Source organism: Rhodococcus sp. C-2, assembly GCF_027854095.1.
GTDB classification, from domain to species: domain Bacteria; phylum Actinomycetota; class Actinomycetes; order Mycobacteriales; family Mycobacteriaceae; genus Rhodococcus_F; species Rhodococcus_F qingshengii.
On record NZ_JAQGFI010000001.1, the window covers coordinates 562,548 to 586,745 of the forward strand.

Here is a 24,198-nt window from a genome sequence, read left to right on the forward strand (position 1 = left end):
GGGTTCGAGCGGAAGCGACCTGCTGTGCCGAATCTATGGAACCGCGATGACCGTCGGAATGATCATCGGACGGCGGCGGTACTTGTCCGCGACCCAGCGTCCGACGACGCGGCGCACCGACTGCGCGATGCGATGAGCGTCGATGACGCCTTCGCTCGCCAACCGGGCCAGGTCCGATTCCACGAGATCCGCGGCAGCCTTGAGCGCTGTCGGATCGTCGGAGAAGCCGCGACCGGACACCTCGGGGGTGCTGACCGCACGGCCCGTCGACTCGTTGATGACGATGGTGATCGCGATGAAGCCGCCCTCACCGAGCACGAGGCGATCGGACAGCGTCGGCTCACCGACGTCGCCGACGGACAGACCGTCGACGTAGACGTGTCCGACCGGTACGCGTCCGACGATCTCGGCGAGGCCGTCCACCATGTCGACCACGACGCCGTCCTCGGCCAATACGATGCGCTCTTCCGGCACGCCGGTTGCCTTTGCCAGCGCGGCGTTGGCACGCAGGTGCCGCCATTCACCGTGGACGGGCATGGCATTGGTGGGCCGAACCGCGTTGTACAGGTAGAGCAACTCACCGGCGGACGCGTGGCCCGAGACGTGAACCTTGGCACTCTGCTGGGTCACGACGGTGGCACCGCGCTTGGCCAAACCGTTGACCACGGCAAAAACGGAGTTCTCGTTGCCCGGGATCAGCGAAGACGCGAGAACGACAAGGTCGTTGGCGCGGATGTTGATCTGACGGTGTTCGCCGCGCGCCATCCGCGAGAGCGCTGCCAACGGCTCACCCTGCGAACCCGTCGAAATGAGCACCAGGCGATCGTCGGGAAGGGTGGCGGCGGTGTCGATGTCTACGACGAGGCCGTCGGGCACCGTCAGGTAGCCCAGATCCTGGGCGATCTGCATGTTGCGGACCATCGAGCGGCCGACGAAGACGATGCGGCGGTTGTACCGAGCGGCTACGTCGACGACCTGCTGGATGCGATGCACATGGCTGGCGAACGATGCCACGATGACGCGCTGCTTCGCCTTGCCGATGACGTTGTCGAGCACTCCCCCGATTTCGCGCTCGGGTGTGACGAATCCCGGAACCTCGGCGTTCGTCGAGTCGACGAGGAACAGGTCGACGCCCTCGTCGCCCAGGCGGGAGAATCCGGCGAGGTCGGTCAGGCGGCCGTCGAGAGGCAGCTGATCGAGCTTGATGTCACCGGTGTGCAGTACGACGCCGGCGTCGGTGCGAATCGCGATCGCGAGAGCGTCGGGAATCGAGTGGTTGACCGCGAAGTACTCGCAGTCGAACGGGCCATGGGTGGTGGTGTTTCCCTCGACGACCTCGACCAGGTTCGGACGCAGGCGATGCTCGCGGCACTTGGCGGCAACGAGAGCGAGAGTGAACTTCGCGCCGATGACCGGAATGTCCGCGCGCAGACGCAGCAAGAACGGCAGAGCACCGATGTGGTCCTCGTGTCCGTGAGTCAAGATGACGGCTTCGACGTCGTCCATACGGTCTTCGATGTAGCGGAAGTCCGGGAGGATCAGGTCGACGCCAGGCTGCTGGTCCTCGGGGAACAGCACACCGCAGTCGACGATCAGCAACTTGCCACGGTGCTCGAACACCGTCATGTTGCGACCGATTTCGCCGATGCCGCCCAGCGCGACGATGCGCAGACCCGATGCCGGCGCCTTCGGGGGTGTTCCGAGGCGACCCGTGGGATCGACGGCCGGACGGTTCTCGGGGCGCTTGTTTCCGCGCCCGTTGCCCGACTTCGATGCTGCCGGTCGGTTACCGCCGGAAGATTTGCGCGGCGACCTGTCTTCGGTCGACTTCTTGGGTGCAGCAGATTTGGTGGCAGCGGACTTGGTTGCTGCAGATTTGGTTGCTGCGGCCTTCTTGGGCGGGGCGGCTGCGGCGGGGGCCGCTTCTGCCGCCGGCGCAGCTGGTGCCTCTACCGGTGCGGCCTTTGCGGCCGTTTCGGGAGCCGGAGGCGAAGGCGGACCGGCTTGACGACTGGCACTACGACGTCGGGGGGGACGGGTCATTTACAAAACTCCTGCCGCATGCAGATCGGCGGCAAGACCGTCGATCTGCTCTTTAGTGGGTGCAACCTGCGGAAGGCGTGGTTCTCCGACATCGATTCCGATGAGTCGCAGACCCGCCTTCGAAGCGCTGACACCGCCGAGGCGGGCAACGGAACGAATCACAGGGATCAAACTGAGGTTTATCTCGCGCGCGCGGGCGATATCGCCGGACACGAACGCGGTGTGAAGGTCGCGGAGACGACCCGGAACAAGATGGCCGATGACGCTGACGAAGCCGGTGGCGCCCACAGCGAGCCACGGCAGATTCAGCGGGTCGTCGCCGGAGAAGAACTGGAGCTCGGTGGTGCCGATCAACTCTGCGCCGGCGTTGAGGTCGCCCTTGGCGTCCTTGACGGCCTTGATTCGCGGGTGCTCGGCGAGTCGGCGGATCGTCTCGGTCTCGATGGGAACGACGGAGCGGGGCGGAATGTCGTACAACATGACGGGCAGGTCGGTCGCGTTGGCGACGGCGGTGAAGTGTGCAAACAGTCCGGCCTGGGGCGGACGTGAATAATACGGGGTGACGACGAGCAGACCGTGCGCTCCGGCGCGAGCCGCGTCACGTGCGAGTTCGACGCTGTGAGCGGTGTCGTTGCTGCCGGCGCCTGCAACGATCTTCGCGCGGTTACCGACGGCGTCGATCACTGCGCGGAGCAGGTCGAGCTTCTCGGACTCGGTGGTGGTGGGAGATTCACCGGTGGTACCGGCAAGAACGAGGCCGTCACAGCCGTTGTCGACGAGATGGGCTGCGAGGCGCACTCCCGCGTCGACGTCCAACTTCCCGTCGGCAGTGAACGGGGTCACCATCGCAACGGAAATGGTGCCGAACGGACGCTCGACAAGAGAAGCGGAATCACCGTAGGTCATGGTCAGAAGGTTACCCGGTTCAGCTCTTACTTCTGCACACGAGTCACGACTCGGCCGCAAATGCGCTGACGGCAATTTCCGATCCGTCGCTTCCGCGAAGAATCTCGTAGTCCCCGAACACATTTGGCGCGACATCACGAAGCTGACGCAGGCACTCGACCGCGACTCGCCGGATCTCGACATCCGCATGTTCGGTGGCACGCATCTCGACGAAGTGCCGCCAGGCCCGATAGTTCCCGGTCACGACCAAGCGCGTCTCGGTGGCGTTGGGCAGCACCGAGCGCGCAGCCTGCCTGGCTTGCTTGCCCCGCATCGGGGCACCGGGCACCGATTGCAGTTTCCCTTCGAGGGCAGTCAGCAGTTCCCCGTAAGCGCGACGGCTTTCGTCGGTGGCATTCAGAAACAGTGCTTCGAGCTCGGGATCACCTTCGACAGCGGGAGGCACGACGACGTTTGCATCGTTCTCACGGACGAATCGCTGCGAGAGTTGCGAGTACGAGAAGTGCCGGTGACGAATCAATTCGTGAGTGCACGAGCGCGAGATACCGGTGATGTAGAAGCTCACTGTCGCATGCTCGAGCACCGAAACGTGTCCGACCTCGAGCAGATGCCTCAGGTATCCGGCGTTGGTTGCGGTTCGCGGATTCGGCTTGGACCAACTCTGGTAGCAGGCTCGACCGGAGAACTCGACCAGCGCTTCGCCACCATCCGCGTCCGTCTCCCACGGAATGTCCTCGGGCGGGAAGAACTCGGACTTCGCCACCAACTGCACTTTCAGTGACACCGTGTTCGGCACAACCCACTCCTCGACAAGCACGAAACGACCAGCACGAAACCCGGGCGCCGTTCGCCTCAGGTGCTGGGCAACTCTATAGCGGTCGACCGCCCTCGATACCGAGTGACGTCATCACATCCTTGACTGACGTCACTTTTGACGCCACTGTGGTGTCATGGACATTTCGGAGTACACCGCAAAGCTGCAGAACGACCTCGCCACTGCAGCCGAACTCGGCGACGATCACACGCGCCGGATTGCGGCGTCGTTGTCCGCCGCCATCGAACCCTCGGTCCGCCTGGTCTTGTTGGCCGCGGCGACGGAACTGGCCAAGGAGATCGGGGCGAAGCTGGGCGACCGAGAGGTCAAGGTCAATCTCGACGGAAGCGAATTACTGGTCGACGTCGTTCGCCCGCCGAACTCGACCGGCGGCGAGGGTGCAAACGAGAAGGCAGACGACGAGAAGAAGGACTCAACCTACTCGTTCGACGACGTCAGCGGAGATATCAGCCGGGTGACGTTGAGGATGATGGAGCAGATCAAAGCCCGCGCCGAGGAGGCCGCCAATCAGAACGGAGTCTCCCTCAACTCGTGGGTTTCACAAGCCGTCCAGGGCGCATTGCGGGACCAGATGCGCAAGAACGGCATGGACTAGCTCGACGCCAACCCGATCACCGAATGATCTAATTGCGCAACTGCAGTAATCACGAACCGTTGCCGCAAGGCGAGAAGGAGCACGTTCATGGCCGTTTCGGGCGTCAAGGAATTCGAGATCAAGGCTGATCCGGAAACGGTGATGAAGGCCGTAGCAGCCGTCGATCGGCTGCCGGAGTGGTCGTCTGCACACAAGAAGATCACCATCGAGAGCACCCACGACGACGGTCGCCCCCATCGCGTTCGCATGGCCGTGTCCATTCTGGGAATCAACGACGAGCAGGTAGTCGACTACACCTTCGAGGGCGACGAGAAGGTGACCTGGACCCTCGTGGAGAGCGGTCAGCAGAACCAGCAGGACGGCTCGTACGTCTTGACTCCCACCGACGGTGGAACCAAAGTCACCTTCGAACTGACCATCGATCCCAAGATCCCGCTGCCGGGCTTCCTGGTGAAGAAGGCACAGAAGACGGCCCTGGAAACAGCGAGCAAGGGCCTGACGAAGTTCGTCGAAAACTTCTGAGCGCACACGCAATTCAGGCGGCCCTTACTTCGGCGTTCATCGCCGGGTAAGGGCCGTTTGCCGTGAAGCCGAGCTGTGTTTTCGCGGAAGTCCCTGCCGATGTTGAAGATTCGCCGGTAGCCGGGGACCGCCCGGAGTAACGTCGGCCGCGTGTCCGCCGAGACCGCAGAGCCCAACTCCATGGCACCCGTGCGCATCCTCGTCTACAGCGACGACGCACACACGCGCGAGCAAGTTCGGCTCGCTCTCGGAGAGCGCCCACATCCGTCGATGCCCACCATCGACTACATCGAGGTCGCGACGGCACCGATCGTCGTAGCCAAGCTCGACGCCGGCGGAATCGACCTCGCAATCCTCGACGGCGAGGCGAGTCCGGCGGGCGGCATGGGCGTCGCGAAACAACTCAAGGACGAGATCGCCGACTGTCCACCGATCCTCGTACTGACCGGTCGACCCGACGATGCGTGGCTGGCGTCGTGGTCGAGAGCGGAAGCCTCAGTGCCGCAGCCGATAGATCCGATCGAACTTGCTTCCACCGTCATCGCGCTTCTGCGTCGACAACTGAGCCGGTGAGCACCCGTTGCAGCGGTGATTCGTTGCGGCGCCGACTACTTCGGACTTTCGAGAGCGAAACTCGGCACCCCGAAAACGAACCCAATGTCGGAGGCCTCCCCTAGTGTGGGTGTCGCAGGTCACATAAGTATCGAATTGCTGGCAGTATCGAAATCGAACGGCACCTTCGGGCTGGGCGGACATCCGCACAGCGGAGAGGAGTTCGGGTGACATGAACGCTTACATCCCCATTCTCGTCCTCGGGGTCATCGCGATGGCCTTCGCTGTGGTGTCGGTTGTTCTCGCGTCCGTGGTCGGCCCGAAGCGGTACAACAGGGCGAAACTCGAAGCCTACGAATGCGGAATCGAACCGGCACCCCGTACCGCCGGTGGCGGGCGGTTTCCCGTCAAGTTCTATCTGACGGCAATGCTGTTCATCATCTTCGACATCGAGATCGTTTTCCTCTACCCGTGGGCGGTGCATTTCGATTCGCTCGGCTTGTTCGGCCTCGCGGCGATGGGCCTTTTCATAGTCAACGTCTCGGTGGCATACGCATACGAATGGCGACGAGGCGGTCTCGGTTGGGACTAGGCCAGCGGACACAGGTACAGCACACATACGTCAGACAAAACCGGTCACACCGCAGCTGTTACGACTGAAAAGAGTCGGATATGGGTCTCGAAGAAAAGCTCCCCAGCGGATTTCTACTGACCACTGTCGAGGGCCTGGCAGGGTATGCCCGCAAAGGATCACTGTGGCCTGCCACCTTCGGGCTCGCGTGCTGCGCGATCGAGATGATGGCAACCACGTCAGGTCGCTTCGACCTGGCGCGGTTCGGCATGGAGGCATTCCGCGCGTCGCCGCGACAGGCAGACCTTCTGATCGTGGCCGGGCGGGTCAGTCAAAAGATGGGGCCGGTACTTCGTCAGGTCTACGACCAGATGGCCGAGCCGAAATGGGTTCTGGCCATGGGTGTGTGTGCGTCGTCCGGCGGTATGTTCAACAACTACGCAGTGGTACAGGGCGTCGACCACATCGTGCCGGTCGACATCTACTTGCCCGGCTGTCCGCCGCGGCCGGAGATGCTCCTGAACGCGATCATCGAACTGCACCGAAAGATCCAGGAGATGCCCCTCGGCGTGAACCGCGAAGAGGCACGCGCGGCAGCCGAGCGCGCCGCACTGGCATCCACCCCCACCATCGACATGAAGGGGCTTCTGCGATGACCGCGGGCAACAACGGATCGAGGGGGATGTTCGGGGTCCGCGGCAGTGGTGACACCTCGGGCTACAGCCGGCTCGCCCCGCCGATCTCAGTAGAGGACAAGGCCTCTCGACCGTTCGGTGGATACTTCGACGAAGTTGCGGACTCCTTGGATGCCGCATTGCGCAGCGGGGGCAGCACTTTCACCGATGCAATCGAGCGGGTAGTGATCTTTCGAGACGAGATGACGCTGCATGTCGAACGGTCTCACCTCCCGCAGGTCGCGCGCAGACTGCGCGACGAATCGGAACTGCGCTTCGAACTTTGCCTGGGTGTCGATGGAGTCCACTATCCGCAGGACACCGGTCGCGAGCTCCACGCCGTGTATCCATTTGCTTCGATCACGCACAACCGCCGGATCAGACTGGAAGTGTCCGTGCCGGACTCCGATCCACATATTCCGTCCATCGTCGGGATATACCCCACCAACGATTGGCACGAGCGTGAGACCTACGACTTCTTCGGGATCGTCTTCGACGGTCACCCGGCCCTGACCCGTATCGAGATGCCCGACGACTGGAAGGGCCACCCACAGCGCAAGGACTATCCGCTCGGCGGTATCCCGGTCGAGTACAAGGGCGCCCAGACTCCTCCACCCGACGAGCGTAGGTCGTACAACTGATGAACGAGACGACAGGAAGCAACTCCGGTGCCACGACGGAAACCGTCGTCACAGCATCGGGTCAGGACTGGGACGACATCGTCACCGCGGCCGCTCGCCAGCGAACTGGCGAGGCCGAACGGATCGTGGTCAACATGGGCCCGCAGCATCCGTCCACTCACGGCGTCTTGCGCCTCATTCTCGAAATCGAGGGTGAGACAGTCGTGGAAGCTCGGTGTGGAATCGGCTACCTGCACACCGGAATCGAAAAGAATCTCGAATACCGGAACTGGACGCAGGGCGTCACTTTCGTTACTCGAATGGACTACCTGTCACCGTTCTTCAACGAAACCGCGTACTGCCTCGGAGTCGAAAAACTTCTCGGCATCACCGACGACATTCCCGAGCGAGCCACCGTCATTCGCGTGATGATGATGGAGCTCAATCGAATCTCGTCGCACCTTGTCGCCCTGGCAACCGGTGGAATGGAACTGGGCGCCGTGACGGCGATGCTGTTCGGATTCCGCGAACGCGAATTGATTCTGGACGTGTTCGAGACGATCACCGGACTGCGGATGAATCACGCCTACATCAGGCCTGGTGGTCTCGCTCAGGATCTACCCGACGGGTCGGTCGCGAAGGTACGAGAACTGTTGAAGGTCCTACCGAAACGGTTGCGTGACGTCGAACTGATGCTCAGCGACAACTCCATCTGGAAAGCCCGCACCCAGGGAATCGGATATCTCGATCTCACCGGCTGCATGGCGCTCGGCGTGACGGGGCCGGTCCTACGCGCCACGGGTCTCCCCCACGATCAGCGTCGAGCGCAGCCCTACTGCGGCTACGAGAACTACGAGTTCGACGTCGTGACGCACGACGGATCCGATTGCTACGGAAGGTACGTCATCCGTGTCGAGGAGATGAAGGAGTCCCTCAAGATCGTCGAGCAGTGCCTCGACAAACTGCAACCGGGGCCGGTCATGGTGGACGACAAGAAGATCGCCTGGCCTGCCGATCTCGCTGTCGGACCGGATGGCCTCGGCAATTCGCAGAAGCACATCGCCAAGATCATGGAGTCGTCCATGGAGGGTCTGATTCACCATTTCAAACTGGTCACCGAAGGAATCCGCGTGCCGCCCGGCCAGGTGTACGTCGCCGTCGAGTCCCCGCGTGGCGAGTTGGGTGTGCACATGGTCAGCGACGGGGGAACCCGGCCGTACCGCGTCCATTTCCGGGATCCGTCATTCACCAACCTTCAAGCGGTAGCGGCGATGTGCGAGGGAGGCATGGTGTCCGACGTGATCGCCTCGGTTGCCAGTATCGATCCCGTCATGGGCGGAGTGGACCGATGACCGGCCCGAACGGCTCGTCACGGGTGTTCATCGAACTCGGGCCGCGCCCGGACGAGCCCACGCAACTGGTACGCCCTGGCGCACGATCGAGTTATCCGCCTGACGTACTCGCCCGACTCGACGCCGATGCCGAAACCGTCATCGCTCGTTACCGTGAGCCTGACGCCGCGGCGACCACCAGTCGATCAGCCCTCCTGCCGCTCCTTCATCTCGTGCAGTCCGAGGACGGGTACATCACCCCGGCCGGGATCGATTTCTGCAGTGCCAAGCTGGGTTTGACCGGCGCCGAGGTTGCCGCCGTTTCCACCTTCTACTCGATGTATCGCCGTGGTCCGACGGGTGAGTATCTGGTCGGAGTCTGCACCAACACGCTGTGCGCGATCATGGGCGGAGACGACATCCTCGCAGCACTCGAAGAGCATCTCGGGTCAGCAGGCTCCAGAGACGAAGGCGGACACTCCATCTCGACGTCCGACGGCAAGATCACCCTCGAACACATCGAGTGCAATGCGGCGTGCGACTACGCCCCCGTCATGATGATCAACTGGGAGTTCTTCGACAACCAGACTCCGGAATCGGCGCGCTCACTCGTCGATGCGCTCCGCGCCGGAGAGCGCGTGACACCCAGTCGCGGTGCCACACTGTGTTCGTTCCGACAGACCGCACGCACCTTGGCCGGTTTCCCGGATACGCGAATCGAAGCAGCCGAAGCACAAACAATCGGCGGGGCAACTCTTGCCGGACTGCGTATCAGCCGATCTCACGACGACAACCCACCCGGCTCGGCCTCAGCAGCCGACGCTCCCGACGAAGGGAAGTGACATGACACTCGCCCCCGTCCTGAGTCGCTACTGGGATCAACCGAACTCGTGGACTCTCGACAGCTACCTTCGTCACGACGGCTACCAAGCCCTACGCAAAGCGCTAGCCATGTCCCCCGACGCCGTGATCGAAACGGTCAAGGACGCGGGCCTTCGTGGGCGCGGTGGCGCCGGTTTCCCGACGGGCCTCAAGTGGAGTTTCATCCCACAGAGCACCGAAGACAAGCCAGGAGACGGCAAGCCTCACTATCTCGTCGTCAATGCCGACGAGTCCGAACCGGGCACATGCAAGGACATGCCGTTGATGATGGCGACCCCACACACGTTGGTCGAGGGAGTCATCATCGCGGCGTATGCAATTCGAGCGGCCAAAGCGTTCATCTACGTCCGGGGCGAGGTGGTCCCGGTCCTGCGACGTCTGCAGACCGCCGTGGCCGAGGCCTACGCGGCCGGATACCTGGGCCGCAACATCCTCGGTTCGGGATTCGACTTGGATCTCGTCGTGCACGCCGGAGCAGGCGCGTACATCTGTGGTGAGGAGACAGCCCTCCTCGATTCGTTGGAGGGACGACGCGGTCAGCCTCGACTGCGGCCGCCATTCCCCGCCGTCGCCGGCCTCTACGCCTGCCCGACCGTCGTCAACAACGTCGAGTCCATCGCGAGTGTGCCGTCGATCGTCCTGGGCGGCCCGGAGTGGTTCCGGTCGATGGGAAGCGAGAAGTCGCCGGGGTTCACGTTGTACTCGCTCTCTGGTCATGTCACCACTCCCGGCCAGTACGAGGCGCCGCTCGGCATCACGTTGCGAGAACTTCTCGACTACGCGGGCGGCGTTCGCACCGGGCACACCCTCAAGTTCTGGACTCCCGGCGGATCCTCGACTCCGATCTTCACCGACGAACATCTCGATGTCCCACTCGACTACGAGGGCGTCGGCGCGGCGGGATCGATGCTCGGCACCAAAGCACTGCAGATATTCGACGACACAACCTGCATCGTGCGTGCGGTGCTGCGGTGGACCGAGTTCTATGCCCACGAATCTTGCGGTAAATGCACGCCGTGCCGCGAAGGCACGTACTGGCTGGTGCAGATCCTGCGTCGGCTCGAAGGCGGAACAGGTACTGAAGCTGATCTCACCAAACTTCTCGACATCTCGGACACCATCCTCGGAAAATCCTTCTGCGCGTTGGGCGACGGAGCGACCAGCCCGATCATGTCCTCCCTGAAGTACTTCCGCGAGGAATACGTAGCGCATTTCGACAGCAACGGATGCCCGTTCGATCCTCGCCGATCCGTTCTCGCGACAGGAGCGTTCGTCTCATGACTGCAGCCGACGCTACCAAGAACGACGCCACCAAGACCGACACGGCACCGCCCACTGATCTAGTCGCCCTCACCATCGACGGCCGGGAACTCCAGGTACCCAAGGGCACGTTGATCATTCGCGCTGCAGAGATGATCGGCACACAGATTCCGCGGTTCTGCGATCATCCTCTTCTGGACCCGGTCGGGGCGTGCCGACAGTGCATCGTGGAGGTCGAAGGTCAACGCAAGCCGGTGGCGTCCTGCACGACACCGGTTGCGGACGGAATGGTCGTCACCACACAGCTCACGTCACCGGTGGCGGAGAAGGCGCAGCGCGGGGTGATGGAACTCCTGCTCATCAACCACCCTCTGGACTGCCCCGTGTGTGACAAGGGCGGCGAGTGTCCGCTTCAAAACCAGGCGATGTCGACCGGTCGCACCGAATCCCGGTTCGGTGAGGAGAAAAGGACCTACCCCAAGCCCATCCCACTCTCGTCCGAAATCCTGCTCGACCGCGAGCGTTGCGTCCTCTGCGCCAGATGCACACGGTTTTCGGGCCAGATCGCCGGCGACCCGTTCATCGATCTCCTCGAGCGCGGCGCGCTTCAACAGGTCGGGATCTACGCCAACGAGCCCTTCGAGTCCTACTTCTCGGGCAACACCATCCAGGTGTGCCCGGTCGGCGCGCTTACCAGTACGGCATACCGATTCCGGGCGCGACCGTTCGATCTGGTGTCCAGCCCCAGCGTGTGTGAACACTGCGCCGACGGATGTGCTCAGCGCACGGACCACCGTCGCGGAAAGGTTCTCCGCCGTCTCGCCGGGGACGACCCCGAAGTCAACGAGGAATGGAACTGCGACAAGGGCCGTTTCGCATTCACGTACACGACCCAAGGTGATCGGATCACCACTCCCCTGATCCGCAACGCTGACGGCGAATTGATTCCGGCGTCGTGGCCCATGGCACTCGACCTCGTTGCGCGATCCTTCGCGCAGGCCCGCGGTGACGCAGGCGTACTCGTCGGCGGACGCTCTACCTTGGAGGACGCCTACGCCTACGGCAAGTTCGCGCGAGTTGCTCTCGCTACCAACAACATCGACTTCCGAATCCGTGCTCATTCTGCCGAAGAGGCAGGTTTCCTCTCAGCACACGTCGCCGGCCGCACACTCGAAGAGTCGGTGACGTACCAGGACCTCGAGTCGGCCCCGGCCGCATTGCTGGTAGCTCTCGAGCCCGAGGAGGAGTCACCGATCATCTTCCTGCGGCTGCGCAAGGCCGCACGTTTCGGCAAGACGACGGTGCTCTCCAGCGCGCCATTCGCTACGCGCGGCCTGCAGAAGATGGGCGGCTCTTTGCTTCGGACCGTACCCGGAAGTGAAGCAGCTCTGATGGATTCGTTGGCTCGCCCTGGAAATGAGGAGGGCCAGCTCCTCCGGCAGCCCGGTGCAGTGATCCTGTTGGGCGAACGACTCAGTGAGGTGGCGGGCGGCTTCGCCGCGGCGGTACGTCTCGCCGAAGCGACAGGAGCTTGTTTGGCTTGGGTCCCACGCCGCGCTGGTGATCGCGGCGCCGTCGAGGCCGGCGCACTACCGGGATTGCTTCCCGGCGGACGCCCCGTTGCGGACCCGGCAGCACGTCAGGAGGTGGAATCAGTGTGGGGGGCCTCCATCCCGGCATCCGACGGGCGCGACGCCGCGAGTCTGCTGGATCCGGGGCAGACGACTGCTGCCCTTCTTGTCGGCGGCGTCGAATTGAGTGATCTCCCGAACCCGGCGAAGGCAAGGGCCGCGATCGAAGCAGCAGGGTTCGTGGTGAGTTTGGAGATCCGTTACAGCGGAGTCACCGAACTCGCCGACGTCGTCTTCCCGGTGGCACTGGTCGCCGAGAAGCCCGGAACCTTCCTCGACTGGGAAGGCCGCGAGCGCGTGTTCGACACCGCGTTGAGAACGACAGGAGTGATGCCGGATCAGCGCGTTCTCCACGCGATCGCAGCCGAGATGGGCATCGATCTGGGCCTACCCGACGCAGATTCCGCACGCTCGGAGATACACCGCCTCGGCGCTTGGTCCGGATCGCGCCCCACCTCGCCTCAGGTCCCGTCAGGCACCATGCCCACACCGGCACTGGGCGAGGCAGTGTTGTCGAGTTGGCGAATGCTGCTCGACAACGGCCGATTGCAAGACGGCGAGCCCAACCTGGCGGGTACGGCACGGCTCCCACTCGTACGTTTGTCTGCCGAGACCGCTGCCGAGATCGGCGCCGACAACGGCGATCACGTTGCGGTGTCGACTGAATCCGGTTCCATCACATTACCGTTGGAGATCACCGAACTCCCGCCTCGAACAGTCTGGCTCCCGCTCAATTCACCGGGTAGCACGATCTACGAAACGCTCTGCGTTACCGCGGGTTCCGTGGTGAAGATTGCGAAGGCGGGAGCGCAATGACCACCCACGAGTACGGGACCGTGGCAGCTCCGGTCGATCTGTCGGCGTTCGGGCACGACCCGTGGTGGTTGGTGATCGGCAAGGCTCTCGCCATTTTCGTGTTCCTCGTACTCACACCGCTGGTGGCAATTTACGCGGAACGAAAGGTCATGGCACGCATGCAGATGCGTGTCGGACCGAACCGCGTCGGCCCCCGTGGAATGCTCCAGAGTCTCGCTGACGGAATCAAGCTCGCCCTCAAGGAGGGCATCACACCGACCGGCGCCGACAAACCGATTTATCTCCTCGCGCCCGTCATCGCGGTCGTGCCCGCGTTCATGGCCTTTGCCGTCATCCCATTCGGTCCGCAGGTGTCGATCTTCGGAACCCTTTCACCCCTGCAACTGACCGATCTTCCGGTCGGAGTTCTCTACATCCTCGCCGTGACTTCAATCGGTGTGTACGGGATCGTGCTTGCCGGCTGGTCGTCCGGATCGACGTATCCACTACTGGGCGCACTTCGATCGACCGCGCAGGTCATCTCCTACGAAGTAGCAATGGGGCTGTCCTTCGCCGCGGTCTTCCTCTACGCCGGCACGATGTCCACGTCCGGCATCGTCAGCGCCCAACAAGGTGCCTGGTACGTCTTTCTCCTCCTCCCGTCCTTCTTGATCTACGTGACAGCCATGGTCGGCGAAACCAACAGGGCTCCCTTCGACCTTCCCGAGGCCGAGGGTGAACTGGTGGGTGGGTTCCACACCGAGTACTCCTCACTCAAGTTCGCGATGTTCATGCTGGCCGAGTACGTGAACATGGTGACGGTGTCCGCTCTGGCCACGACACTGTTCCTGGGCGGGTGGCACGCACCGTTCCCGTTCAACCTGTGGGACGGCGCCAATTCCGGTTGGTGGCCGGTGCTGTGGTTTGTCGCCAAGGTGTGGGGCTTCCTCTTCGTCTTCATCTGGTTGCGCAGCACGCTTCCTCGATTGCGCTACGACCAGTTCATGAATCTCGGATGGAAGATTCTCATCCCCGCTGCCTTGGTGTGGGTGATGGTGATCGCGACTGTTCGTGCCTTCCGCAACGAGGGTTACAACACCTGGGTCGTACTTCTCTGCGTCGCACTGGTTCTCGGAGCTGCGCTCCTGATCGTGTTGGCAGGGACTTACCGCAGCCGACGCCGAACCGCCGCGTTGGTGCCCGATTCGGGGACCCGGCCTTTCGATGCGATGTCGGGCGGCTTCCCGGTTCCACCCCTACCTGGTCAAACGCTGCCGACCCGAAAACTACCGGGTCAGAACGTGCCACCGCCGCGGCGGACAGATGTTTCCGACACATCGGAGGACTCCCATGCCTGATTTCCTCGGACCTATCGCGGGTTTCGGAGTGACGCTCTCGACAATGTTCAAGAAGCCCGAGACCGAGTTCTATCCGGAGGAGAAGCGCCCCACCGCGCCCGGATACCACGGTCGCCATCAACTCAACCGGTATGCGGACGGACTCGAGAAGTGCATCGGTTGCGAACTGTGTGCCTGGGCCTGCCCCGCCGACGCGATCTATGTCGAGGGTGCTGACAACACCGAAGAAGAACGGTTCTCCCCCGGCGAGCGTTACGGGCGGGTGTATCAGATCAACTACCTGCGGTGCATCGGCTGTGGCCTCTGCGTCGAGGCTTGCCCCACTCGGGCTCTCACCATGACCAACGAGTACGAGATGACCGACGACAACCGAGCCGGATTGATCTACGAGAAGGACCGCCTTCTCGCGCCCCTGAAACCCGACATGGCAGCGCCACCACACGCGCTGCGTCCCGGCACAACTCAGGACGACTACTACCGCGGCGACATCACAGCAGCTCCCGAACAGCCAGCACCCGAGCAAGAGCCGAACCCGGAGACCGAGAAATGATCGCGGCGGTCACGACCACGATCCTGGCGGAGGGAACGATGACATCGACCTCCACCGGCGAGGCGGTGCAGTTCTGGATCCTCGGAACCCTTGCGGTGATCAGCGCTTTGGGCGTGGTCGCCGCCCCCAAGGCCGTCTACTCTGCGCTCTTCCTTGCAATGACGATGATCATCCTGGCCGTCTTCTACATCGTGCAGGGCGCACTGTTCCTGGGTGTCGTCCAGATCGTCGTCTATACCGGCGCAGTGATGATGTTGTTCCTGTTCGTCCTGATGCTGGTCGGCGTGGATTCTTCGGACTCCTTGGTCGAAACGCTACGGGGACAACGCGTCAGCGCGATCGTGATCGGCGTCGGATTCGGGCTACTCCTTATCGGCGGCCTCGGAAATGCGTCGATCTCGGGGTTCACCGGATTCACCGGACTCGACCAGGGCAACATCGACGCTCTCGCCGATCTCATCTTCATCCGCTACGTCTGGGCCTTCGAACTGACCGGCGCACTGCTGATCACGGCGACACTTGGCGCAATGATGCTCGCGCATCGGGAGAAGATCGGAGCCACACTCAGCCAACGCGAACTCTCGCAGCAACGGTTCGCGTACCTGGGCAGCGATGAGAGCAATCCCGACAAGGGCTCGGCCACTCCCCTCCCCAGTCCCGGCGTGTACGCACGTCACAACGCAGTGGACATGCCGGCACTGTTGCCCGACGGAACGTTCTCGACGCTCTCCGTCAGCAGCGCACTCACTCCGCGTTCCCCGGATCCGAGTACCGGTGAGGAGACTCAGCGATGAATCCCGAGAACTATCTGTATCTGTCGGTCCTGTTGTTCACGATCGGAGCTGCAGGAGTCCTCCTGCGCCGCAACGCCATCGTGGTGTTCATGTGTATCGAATTGATGCTCAACGCCGCCAACCTGGCGTTCGTGACCTTCGCGCGCATGCACGGCAATCTGGACGGCCAGATCTTCGCCTTCTTCACGATGGTGGTAGCTGCGGCCGAAGTAGTCGTCGGCTTGGCAATCATCATGATCATCTTCCGATCTCGGCGTTCTGTATCCGTCGACGACGCAGACCTGCTGAAGTACTGACATGTCAGGAGGAATCACGTCCGCCATCTGGTTGCTCCCCGCCCTGCCCCTGTGCGGCGCCGCTGTCCTGTTGCTGGCGGGTCGTCGCACGAACGCGTGGGGCCACCTGTTCGCCTGCGTCATGGCACTCGCGTCGTTTGTCGTCGCAGTGGTGTTTTTCATCGCCATGCTCGGCCGCGACACCGCCGACCGCACCGTCACCGAGCACCTGTTCAGTTGGGTCCCGGTCGACAGTCTTCAGGTCGAGTTCGGACTGCAGCTTGATCAACTGTCGATGTGTTTCGTCCTGCTCATCACCGGTGTAGGTTCGCTGATCCACATCTACTCGGTCGGCTACATGGCGCACGACCCCGAGCGTCGTAAGTTCTTCGCCTACCTCAATCTCTTCCTCGCTGCGATGCTGCTCCTCGTGCTCGCCGACAACTTCCTCGGGCTCTACGTCGGCTGGGAAGGCGTCGGTTTGGCGTCGTACCTGCTGATCGGTTTCTGGCAACACAAGCCGTCGGCGGCGACCGCTGCCAAGAAGGCTTTTGTCGTCAATCGGGTGGGCGACATCGGATTGATGATCGCGATGATGTTGATGTTCAGCACGTTCGGCTCGCTCTCGTTCAGCAGCGTCTTCGCCGACGCGTCTGGTGCAAGCGAAGGTGTCCTGACGGCGATCGGTCTGATGCTCCTCCTCGCTGCATGCGCGAAGTCCGCGCAGGTGCCACTGCAGTCGTGGCTCGGCGACGCGATGGAGGGCCCCACCCCCGTCTCGGCTCTGATTCACGCGGCCACGATGGTCACGGCCGGCGTCTACCTGATCGTGCGCTCCAATCCGATCTTCGATCTCGCACCCGACGCTCAACTCGTGGTTGTCATCGTCGGTGCCGTGACGCTGCTGTTCGGTGCGATCATCGGCTGCGCGAAGGACGACATCAAGAAAGCGCTCGCCGCATCGACCATGAGTCAGATCGGATACATGGTCCTGGCAGCGGGTCTCGGACCAGCTGGATACGCCTTCGCAATCCTTCATCTGATCACCCACGGATTCTTCAAGGCAGGCCTGTTCCTCGGCGCGGGTTCGGTGATGCACGCGATGAACGACGAAACCGACATGCGGCGCTACGGCGGGCTCCGAGCGTTCATGCCACTGACTTTTGTCACGTTCGGGCTCGGATACCTTGCCATCATCGGTGTTCCGCCGTTTGCCGGGTTCTTCTCCAAGGACAAGATCATCGAGGTTGCGATCGGCGAGGGCGGCATCAAGGGTGTTGTGCTGGGCATCGTCGCGCTGTTGGGTGCGGCGCTCACTGCCTTCTACATGAGCCGCGTGATGCTGATGACCTTCTTCGGGAAGGCCCGCTGGGAGAACCAAAAACCTCACGAATCTCCGGCGGTGATGACGTCTCCGATGATCATCCTGGCGGTGGGGTCCGTCGGCGCCGGGATGCTCCTGACCATCGGGTCCAGCTTGCAGAACTGGCTCGAACCGGTTGTCGGCTCACATCACGTCGAACCGCCGATACCCGCATGGTCGATCACCGCGCTGGCGCTGCTCGCAGTCGCCGCCGGCGTCGCGATTGCGTATCGCGAGTACGCCACCCGAGAGATTCCACTTGTGGCACCGACTCCGGTTTCACCGTTGACCGTTGCGGCTCGCCGCGATCTGTACGGTGACGCCTTCAACGAGACGGTGTTCATGAAGCCCGGACAACAACTCACCAAGTCGTTGGAAGTGGTCGACATCAAGGGAATAGGCGGCGTCGTGGGCGGCTTTGCGGTGGTAGTCACCGGGCTGTCCGCGCTCACGCGGAAGCTACAGACCGGGTTTGTTCGCTCGTACGCGCTGGTGATGTTTGTCGGAGCAACACTCGTGGTCGCGACAATGATGGCGGTGACACTGTGGTGATCGAAGCGGCGGTGAGCGACTCTGTGACCAATACCGGCTTCCCTGCGCTGACGGTGCTCTGGTTGCTTCCGCTCATCGGAGCGGGTGTTGTCCTCGCTCTGCCGGCACGGTCGTACCAATTTGCGAAGTCTCTCGCATTGGCTGTGTCCGTGGCAGTCCTGGTGGTCGCCGCCGTTCTCGGAGTTGCGTTCGACCGCGGCGGCGAACAATTTCAATTTGTCGAAAGCCACAGCTGGATACCGGCTTTCGGCACCAGCTACACACTCGGACTCGACGGGATCGCACTCGTTCTGGTTCTTCTCACCGCAGTGCTGGTGCCATTACTACTGATCGCGGGCTGGAACGACGTCCCGGCAGACCCGGCATCACCCAAGAGAATGCCGCACACCTATTTCGCGCTGATCCTTGTTGTCGAGTCCATGGTGATGATTTCGTTCAGCGCCTTGGACATTCTCTTGTTCTACATTTTCTTCGAGGCAATGCTGATACCGATGTATTTCCTCATCGGCGGGTTCGGCGGAGTGGGCAGATCTCGCGCAGCCGTGAAGTTTCTGCTCTACAACCTCCTCGGCGGCCTGGTCATGCTCGCTGCAGTCATCGGCCTGTATGTGGTCACCACGCGCGACGAGAGTCCCTTCGCCAGCGGCACTTTCGACTTCCGGGCGATCGCCTCAGCGGCAAACAGCGGTGAACTCGGTGTTGGACCCGGGGTGCTCAACGCCTTGTTCCTCGGATTCATGTTCGCGTTCGCGGTGAAAGCACCGCTCTGGCCGCTGCACAGTTGGTTGCCGGACTCCGCGGTGGAATCGACTCCGTCGACAGCAGTGTTGATGATGGCGGTCGTGGACAAGGTGGGCACGTTCGCGATGATTCGCTACTGCCTGCAACTGTTCCCGGAGTCGTCGTCGACCTTTGCACCGTGGATCATCACGCTCGCCGTTATCGGGATCGTCTACGGCGCAATACTGGCGATCGCGCAAACAGACGTCATGAGACTGATCGCCTACACGTCGATTTCGCACTTCGGCTTCATCATTCTCGGAATCTTCGCGATGACCAGCCAGAGCCAGGCGGGTTCCGCGCTGTACATGGTCAATCACGGAGTCTCCACTGCGGCTCTGTTCTTGATTGCGGGATTCCTCGTCTCGCAGCGAGGTACTCGATCGATCGCGGCGTACGGCGGCGTCCAGAAAGTTGCACCCGTACTTGCCGGCACATTCCTCGTTGCGGGGTTGGCAACGCTGTCGCTGCCGGGTCTCGCGCCGTTCGTCAGTGAGTTCCTGGTGCTGATCGGGACGTACTCGCGATACCACGTGGCCGCTATCGCGGCGACTGCCGCGCTTGTCCTGTCCGCGATCTACATACTCTGGCTCTACCAGCGCATGATGGGCGGACCTGTGAAGGAAGAGCAGGGAACGATCCGCGACCTCGCTCGACGCGAACTCGTGGTGGTCGCCCCTCTGATCGCACTCCTGTTGCTTCTCGGCATCTACCCCAAGCCTGCCTTGGACGTCATCACTCCTGCAGTGAGCCATACGGTCGTCGACGAGGCTCCGACCCCGCTCGTCGCCGACCACGAAGGAGGTGCCCACAAATGAGTTCCTTCAACGACGTGACCATCCTCGGCTCAGCCGGCACGGCGTCACCCAGTGTCGAATACAGCTTGCTCTCGCCAATGTTGATCGTGTTCGGTGTTGCGGTTGTGGGCGTACTCATCGAGGCATTTGCACCCCGGCGTTTTCGATACCCCGTGCAACTCGTCCTCGGTGTCGCAGGCTTGGCGGCCGCATTCGTGGCAGTGCTTCTGCTCGCCGGCACGCGGTCGACGGCGATGATGGGTTCTGTAGCGGTCGACGGTCCGACCCTTTTCCTGCAGGCCACGATCCTTCTCGTGTCGATCCCCGCAGTACTGCTGATCGCCGAGCGAGGCTCGGGCAACACCGCCGAGGTGATCGCGCAACACGACGCGCTCGGCGGTTTCACCCCTCAAGCGTCGAGCGTCCCCGGAAGTGTTGCGGAACACGAAGCGGTCAAGGTCGGTATCGCCCAGACCGAGGTCTTTCCGCTCACCCTCTTCGCTGTCGGCGGCATGCTCCTCTTTCCCGCGTCCAACGATCTGCTGACGATGTTCGTTGCGCTCGAAGTGTTCTCACTGCCTCTGTATCTCCTGTGTGGTCTGGCACGCCGACGTCGCATGCTCTCCCAGGAAGCTGCGCTCAAGTACTTTCTGCTCGGGGCATTTTCGTCGGCGTTCTTCGTTTTCGGAATCGCATTGCTGTACGGCTATGCCGGGACGGTCACGCTCTCCGGTATCGCCGACGCAGCACGCAGCGGGTCGGGTACCGATGCCTTCCTGTGGCTCGGGACAGCACTCGTGGCCGTGGGATTACTGTTCAAAGTCGGTGCCGTGCCGTTCCATTCGTGGATTCCCGATGTCTATCAAGGGGCGCCGACGCCGATCACCAGTTTCATGGCTACTGCGACCAAGATCGCCGCATTCGGTGCCATCCTTCGTGTCTTCTATGTGGCTCTGCCCAACGAGTACGTGAACTGGCGTCCACTGATGTGGGCGGTCGCGATTCTCACGATGGTTGTCGGATCGATCGTCGCTGTGACGCAAACCGATATGAAGCGGATGCTCGCGTATTCGGCCATCGCGCACACCGGATTCATTTTGACCGCTGTGGTTGCGGATTCGGACGCCGGCCTGGCCTCGGCGATGTTCTACCTTCTGGCCTACGGATTCAGCACCGTGGGCGCGTTCGCCGTCGTGAGTCTGGTTCGGGACGCAGACGGTGAGGTCGCGACGCTCTCGCGCTGGGCCGGATTGGGCCGGCGCTCACCGCTGGTCGGAGTTGTGTTTGCACTGTTCCTGTTGGCTTTCGCCGGGATCCCGTTGACCAGTGGGTTCATCGGAAAGTTCGCGGTGTTCAGCGCGGCAGCCGAGGGCGGGGCCGCACCTCTCGTGATCGTCGGCGTCCTGTGCAGCGCGATCGCCGCGTACTTCTACGTGCGAGTGATCGTGTTGATGTTCTTCACCGAATCGGCCGCAGACGCTCCGACCGTCGTGGTACCGAGTGCACTGACCAGCAGCGTGATCGGCCTCGGCGCCGGTGTCACGCTCATCCTCGGCATACTCCCCCAGCCGGCGCTCGACCTCGCCGAGCGTGCAGCGGACTTCCTACACTGAGCCGATGCGTGAATCTGACCTCGACCCCGGGCTGCCGAGCATCATCCGGGCCCCATGGTTCGTCGTGTTTTCAGCGGTAGCGATTGTCCATCTGATCCTCAATGCCGCTGATGCTGCGCCCTGGGACGGGATCACCAAGGTCATGCTCGCTCCGATTCTGGCTGCCTGGGTTGTCGCCCGACGCGGACCTCGAATTGTTGCTGCGGCACTGATTGCCTGTGCTTTCGGAGATTTGTTCCTGATCTGGGAGACCACGTTTGTCATCGGGATGGCAGCCTTCGCGATCGGTCACCTCTGCTTCATCCGATTCTTTCTCTCACACGGCGCGCTTCGGGAGATACGAAGGCGGCCATGGTTTCTGTGCGCTTACACCGTCGCTGGGATCGCTCTTGTGTCGTACACCTGGACCGGTCTCGAACCTGAACTTCGAATTGCCGTCCCCGTGTACGCCGCAATACTGGTGGGAACCGCATCAACCGCACTGACGTACAACTCGATCACCGGTATCGGCGGCGCGCTGTTCCTCACCTCTGACGCCCTCATCCTGCTCGGCCAGGCGAACAAGTGGCAGCCCGCCGCTGCGGGCATCTGGATCATGACGCTGTACATCCTCGCTCTGTTGCTTCTGACAGTGGGAGTTCTCGGCCGGAGTAACACGCCAAACCGTCCATTAGCTCAGAGGCTGTAAGGATCAGCAACCAGCCGGACATCTCTTCATATGACCCCGAAATCCGAGGAACAGCCACCGCCGAGCGGCGAAGAGCGGTTCACCGCCCTGTGGGACGCCTACGCCGGTCGGGTGTTCGCGTATACCTGTCGCCACGTTGATCATCACAGCGCGCAGGAGGTTGTCTCCGAGACGTTCCTCGTTGCCTGGCGACGCTTGGACGAAGTGCCCGACCAGGCACTGCCGTGGCTGTTGGTGGTGGCTCGTAACACCGTGAACAACAACCGTCGCAGCGTTCGGCGCCTTGACGCGCTCACCGAGAAGATGGGACGCATCGAGCAGATTGCGGCATCGACGCCGGGCGCCGACGTCACTGTCACCGAACGCACGGAACTGCTCGAAGCACTGGCAACACTCACCGTCACCGAACGTGAAGCCCTGCTCCTGACTGCCTGGGACGGGTTGACCGCCACCGAAGCCGCGCGGGTCGCTGGGTGTTCGGTTCCGGCCATGCATGTTCGTCTCTTTCGCGCTCGGCGTCGATTGCGCGCCGGGTTGACTTCAGAATCCGACACCGTTATCCCGATGAACACCGCCCGACCTTGCGCTGCCGCCGAACACGGGAGTACCCCATGACCAAAGATCCGCTCACCACGCTCGAGAAGCTGCGGCCGAGCGATACGGTTTCCGCCGAACTCTGGCCCGAGAACGTCCAAGATGCCGCACGCACCCGAATCATGGCTACCGAAAACAACATTGGGGCAACCAAAGCTCCACGCCGTCGCGTCGGTGCCATCGTTCTCGTCGCGGCGATCTGCGCAGCAGTGGTGGTGGGCTGCGCCGCTGCCACGGGGATGATGCCGAAAGCGTTCACCGACATGTACTCGGGTTGGCAGACGATGCCGGGAACCAACGGCGGAATAGATCCGTCCACCGCCGAGCGGGTCGGGTCCATTCCCGGACCTGACGGAACCTTGTTCAGCATCTTTGTCGCCCACGGCGCCAATGGCTGGAGGTGCGTCGCCCCGGTTTTCGAGGCGTCAGCCGACATCGACAAGGTTGGTCCGTCGAAATTCATCGGCCTCGGACACGGCTGCAGATCAATTGACTTGTACGGCGCAGATTCATTCGGGGGCGGCGCCGGGTACGAGGCCGGTCCGCACGAGGCGACCTACGACGCAGGAGCGGGAGGTGCTGTCCGAGCCGAACTTCACACCGCAGACGGCCAGATCTATCCGACAATTCTTGCCGAAGACCGCTTCTACGGATGGATTCCCCTGTCGCTCACGTCCCCTCGTCCAACCCTCGTCGGATATGCCGCAGACGGGACGGTCGTCGGCACCCGGTGAGCTGTCGGTACCCTCGAAAGATGACTGCACACGCCCCGAACGAGCGCATCCCCAGCCAGTGGGAAGAGATCACTGCAGCCGACTCGACGCATTCCACACGATATGTCGAGCGTTTCCGTTCCATGAGAGCGGACGGCAAGGACATTGTCGGGGAAGCACGTTTGATCGACGCGATGCTCGGACGCGGTGGCCGGGTTCTCGATGCAGGGTGCGGGCCTGGCCGACTCGGCGGTTATCTGCACGACGTCGGGCATGTGGTTGTCGGAGTCGATGTCGACCCGGTTCTCATCGCTGCCGCAGAAGAAGACCACCCCGGACCGGCGTGGCTTGTCGGCGATCTCGCCGAACTCGATCTGCCGGCCCGCGGTGTCGAGGCAGATTTCGACGTCATCGTGTCGGCAGGCAACGTGGTGGCGTTTCTCGCGCCGTCCACCAGGCAAGCAGTATTGTCAGGATTTGCTCGTCATCTCGCTCCGAGCGGCCGAGTGGTCATCGGATTCGGTGCCGGCCGTGGCTACGAGTTCCCCGAGTTTCTCGCCGACGCGACCGCGAGTGGCCTCGAGGCTGATCTGCTGCTCTCCACGTGGGATCTTCGCCCGTTCAAGGAGGATTCCGAATTCCTGGTCGCGGTGTTCTCCCGCGCCTGACCCGGCACTTCCCCCGCACCCCCTGCGATCCGTCACACGGCGATCAACTCACCCTGATCACAATGGTGGCGACTGTTGTTCACTACGAACATAATTGGATCAATGCGGGTGTGGCCGAGCGGCAAGGCAGCGGTCTGCAAAACCGTCCACGCAGGTTCGACTCCTGCCATCCGCTCCCCTTGCGAACCAGCGACTCATGTCGCAACCCTCACCTAGGAATGACATTCGGTGCACGC

At 62.5% G+C, this 24,198-nt stretch carries 24 protein-coding genes and 1 tRNA gene; 22 read left to right on the forward strand and 3 right to left on the reverse strand.

What is annotated here, in order from left to right; translation table 11 throughout:
* Positions 1-33: 33 nt before the first annotated feature.
* From PCS43_RS02500 to thyX, 3 genes are read right to left on the reverse strand one after another with little or no spacing between them, the layout of a single operon-like run.
* Complete coding sequence (locus tag PCS43_RS02500) at positions 34-2,043, reverse strand: ribonuclease J (protein WP_003942231.1); 2,010 nt, start codon at positions 2,041-2,043, stop codon at positions 34-36.
* Positions 2,044-2,949, reverse strand: a complete 906-nt coding sequence (dapA, locus tag PCS43_RS02505; RefSeq protein ID WP_003942142.1) for a 4-hydroxy-tetrahydrodipicolinate synthase — start codon at positions 2,947-2,949, stop codon at positions 2,044-2,046. It lies immediately after the preceding gene.
* 43 nt (positions 2,950-2,992) lie between these two features.
* Positions 2,993-3,745 (reverse strand): FAD-dependent thymidylate synthase, encoded by a 753-nt coding sequence (gene thyX / locus PCS43_RS02510; protein ID WP_003942250.1) that lies wholly within the window; start codon positions 3,743-3,745, stop codon positions 2,993-2,995.
* 154 nt (positions 3,746-3,899) lie between these two features.
* On the opposite strand from thyX, the gene PCS43_RS02515 reads away from it, so the two are divergent.
* From PCS43_RS02515 to PCS43_RS02620, 22 genes are all read left to right on the forward strand, one after another.
* On the forward strand, positions 3,900-4,379 hold the full coding sequence (locus tag PCS43_RS02515; RefSeq protein WP_003942206.1) for a toxin-antitoxin system HicB family antitoxin: 480 nt from the start codon (positions 3,900-3,902) through the stop codon (positions 4,377-4,379).
* Positions 4,380-4,466: 87 nt separating this feature from the next.
* Positions 4,467-4,901 (forward strand): SRPBCC family protein, encoded by a 435-nt coding sequence (locus PCS43_RS02520; RefSeq protein WP_003942203.1) that lies wholly within the window; start codon positions 4,467-4,469, stop codon positions 4,899-4,901.
* 180 nt (positions 4,902-5,081) lie between these two features.
* Positions 5,082-5,474, forward strand: a complete 393-nt coding sequence (locus PCS43_RS02525) for an Rv3143 family two-component system response regulator (protein ID WP_042450864.1) — start codon at positions 5,082-5,084, stop codon at positions 5,472-5,474.
* 211 nt (positions 5,475-5,685) lie between these two features.
* On the forward strand, positions 5,686-6,045 hold the full coding sequence (locus tag PCS43_RS02530; protein ID WP_003942165.1) for an NADH-quinone oxidoreductase subunit A: 360 nt from the start codon (positions 5,686-5,688) through the stop codon (positions 6,043-6,045).
* An 80-nt stretch (positions 6,046-6,125) separates the two neighbouring features.
* On the forward strand, positions 6,126-6,680 hold the full coding sequence (locus PCS43_RS02535; RefSeq protein ID WP_003942234.1) for a NuoB/complex I 20 kDa subunit family protein: 555 nt from the start codon (positions 6,126-6,128) through the stop codon (positions 6,678-6,680).
* On the forward strand, positions 6,677-7,339 hold the full coding sequence (locus PCS43_RS02540) for an NADH-quinone oxidoreductase subunit C (RefSeq protein WP_007735151.1): 663 nt from the start codon (positions 6,677-6,679) through the stop codon (positions 7,337-7,339). The genes PCS43_RS02535 and PCS43_RS02540 overlap by 4 nt, the downstream gene beginning before the upstream one ends.
* Complete coding sequence (nuoD, locus tag PCS43_RS02545; protein WP_007735150.1) at positions 7,339-8,670, forward strand: NADH dehydrogenase (quinone) subunit D; 1,332 nt, start codon at positions 7,339-7,341, stop codon at positions 8,668-8,670. Before PCS43_RS02540 ends, nuoD begins: the two co-directional genes overlap by 1 nt.
* Positions 8,667-9,491: an NADH-quinone oxidoreductase subunit NuoE gene (gene nuoE / locus PCS43_RS02550; RefSeq protein WP_047271447.1), complete on the forward strand. Its 825-nt coding sequence runs from the start codon at positions 8,667-8,669 to the stop codon at positions 9,489-9,491. The genes nuoD and nuoE overlap by 4 nt, the downstream gene beginning before the upstream one ends.
* A 1-nt stretch (position 9,492) precedes the next feature.
* On the forward strand, positions 9,493-10,812 hold the full coding sequence (nuoF, locus tag PCS43_RS02555; RefSeq protein WP_050655787.1) for an NADH-quinone oxidoreductase subunit NuoF: 1,320 nt from the start codon (positions 9,493-9,495) through the stop codon (positions 10,810-10,812).
* Complete coding sequence (locus PCS43_RS02560; RefSeq protein ID WP_209908384.1) at positions 10,809-13,238, forward strand: NADH-quinone oxidoreductase subunit G; 2,430 nt, start codon at positions 10,809-10,811, stop codon at positions 13,236-13,238. Before nuoF ends, PCS43_RS02560 begins: the two co-directional genes overlap by 4 nt.
* Entirely contained in the window at positions 13,235-14,575 is a 1,341-nt protein-coding gene (nuoH, locus tag PCS43_RS02565; protein WP_054827146.1) for an NADH-quinone oxidoreductase subunit NuoH, read from the forward strand. The genes PCS43_RS02560 and nuoH overlap by 4 nt, the downstream gene beginning before the upstream one ends.
* Positions 14,568-15,125, forward strand: coding sequence for an NADH-quinone oxidoreductase subunit NuoI (gene nuoI / locus PCS43_RS02570; RefSeq protein WP_007735146.1), 558 nt, complete (start codon positions 14,568-14,570; stop codon positions 15,123-15,125). The genes nuoH and nuoI overlap by 8 nt, the downstream gene beginning before the upstream one ends.
* Positions 15,122-15,919: an NADH-quinone oxidoreductase subunit J gene (locus PCS43_RS02575; RefSeq protein WP_054827145.1), complete on the forward strand. Its 798-nt coding sequence runs from the start codon at positions 15,122-15,124 to the stop codon at positions 15,917-15,919. The genes nuoI and PCS43_RS02575 overlap by 4 nt, the downstream gene beginning before the upstream one ends.
* Positions 15,916-16,215, forward strand: a complete 300-nt coding sequence (gene nuoK / locus PCS43_RS02580; protein ID WP_003942238.1) for an NADH-quinone oxidoreductase subunit NuoK — start codon at positions 15,916-15,918, stop codon at positions 16,213-16,215. Before PCS43_RS02575 ends, nuoK begins: the two co-directional genes overlap by 4 nt.
* A gap of 1 nt (position 16,216) precedes the next feature.
* On the forward strand, positions 16,217-18,109 hold the full coding sequence (gene nuoL, locus PCS43_RS02585) for an NADH-quinone oxidoreductase subunit L (RefSeq protein ID WP_209908382.1): 1,893 nt from the start codon (positions 16,217-16,219) through the stop codon (positions 18,107-18,109).
* Positions 18,103-19,707: an NADH-quinone oxidoreductase subunit M gene (locus PCS43_RS02590; protein WP_042450689.1), complete on the forward strand. Its 1,605-nt coding sequence runs from the start codon at positions 18,103-18,105 to the stop codon at positions 19,705-19,707. Before nuoL ends, PCS43_RS02590 begins: the two co-directional genes overlap by 7 nt.
* The gene (nuoN, locus tag PCS43_RS02595) at positions 19,704-21,299 is read left to right on the forward strand and encodes an NADH-quinone oxidoreductase subunit NuoN (protein ID WP_007735139.1); all 1,596 of its coding nucleotides are present in this window, start codon (positions 19,704-19,706) and stop codon (positions 21,297-21,299) included. The genes PCS43_RS02590 and nuoN overlap by 4 nt, the downstream gene beginning before the upstream one ends.
* A 4-nt stretch (positions 21,300-21,303) precedes the next feature.
* On the forward strand, positions 21,304-21,987 hold the full coding sequence (locus PCS43_RS02600; protein ID WP_007735138.1) for a lysoplasmalogenase: 684 nt from the start codon (positions 21,304-21,306) through the stop codon (positions 21,985-21,987).
* Between the two features lie 30 nt (positions 21,988-22,017).
* A complete protein-coding gene (locus tag PCS43_RS02605; RefSeq protein WP_007735137.1) occupies positions 22,018-22,602 on the forward strand; it encodes an RNA polymerase sigma factor in 585 nt (194 codons plus the stop codon).
* On the forward strand, positions 22,599-23,315 hold the full coding sequence (locus tag PCS43_RS02610; protein ID WP_007735135.1) for a hypothetical protein: 717 nt from the start codon (positions 22,599-22,601) through the stop codon (positions 23,313-23,315). Before PCS43_RS02605 ends, PCS43_RS02610 begins: the two co-directional genes overlap by 4 nt.
* Positions 23,316-23,335: 20 nt before the next feature.
* The gene (locus PCS43_RS02615; RefSeq protein ID WP_007735133.1) at positions 23,336-23,962 is read left to right on the forward strand and encodes a class I SAM-dependent methyltransferase; all 627 of its coding nucleotides are present in this window, start codon (positions 23,336-23,338) and stop codon (positions 23,960-23,962) included.
* Between the two features lie 104 nt (positions 23,963-24,066).
* Positions 24,067-24,137, forward strand: a tRNA-Cys gene (locus PCS43_RS02620).
* Positions 24,138-24,198 lie beyond the last annotated feature (61 nt).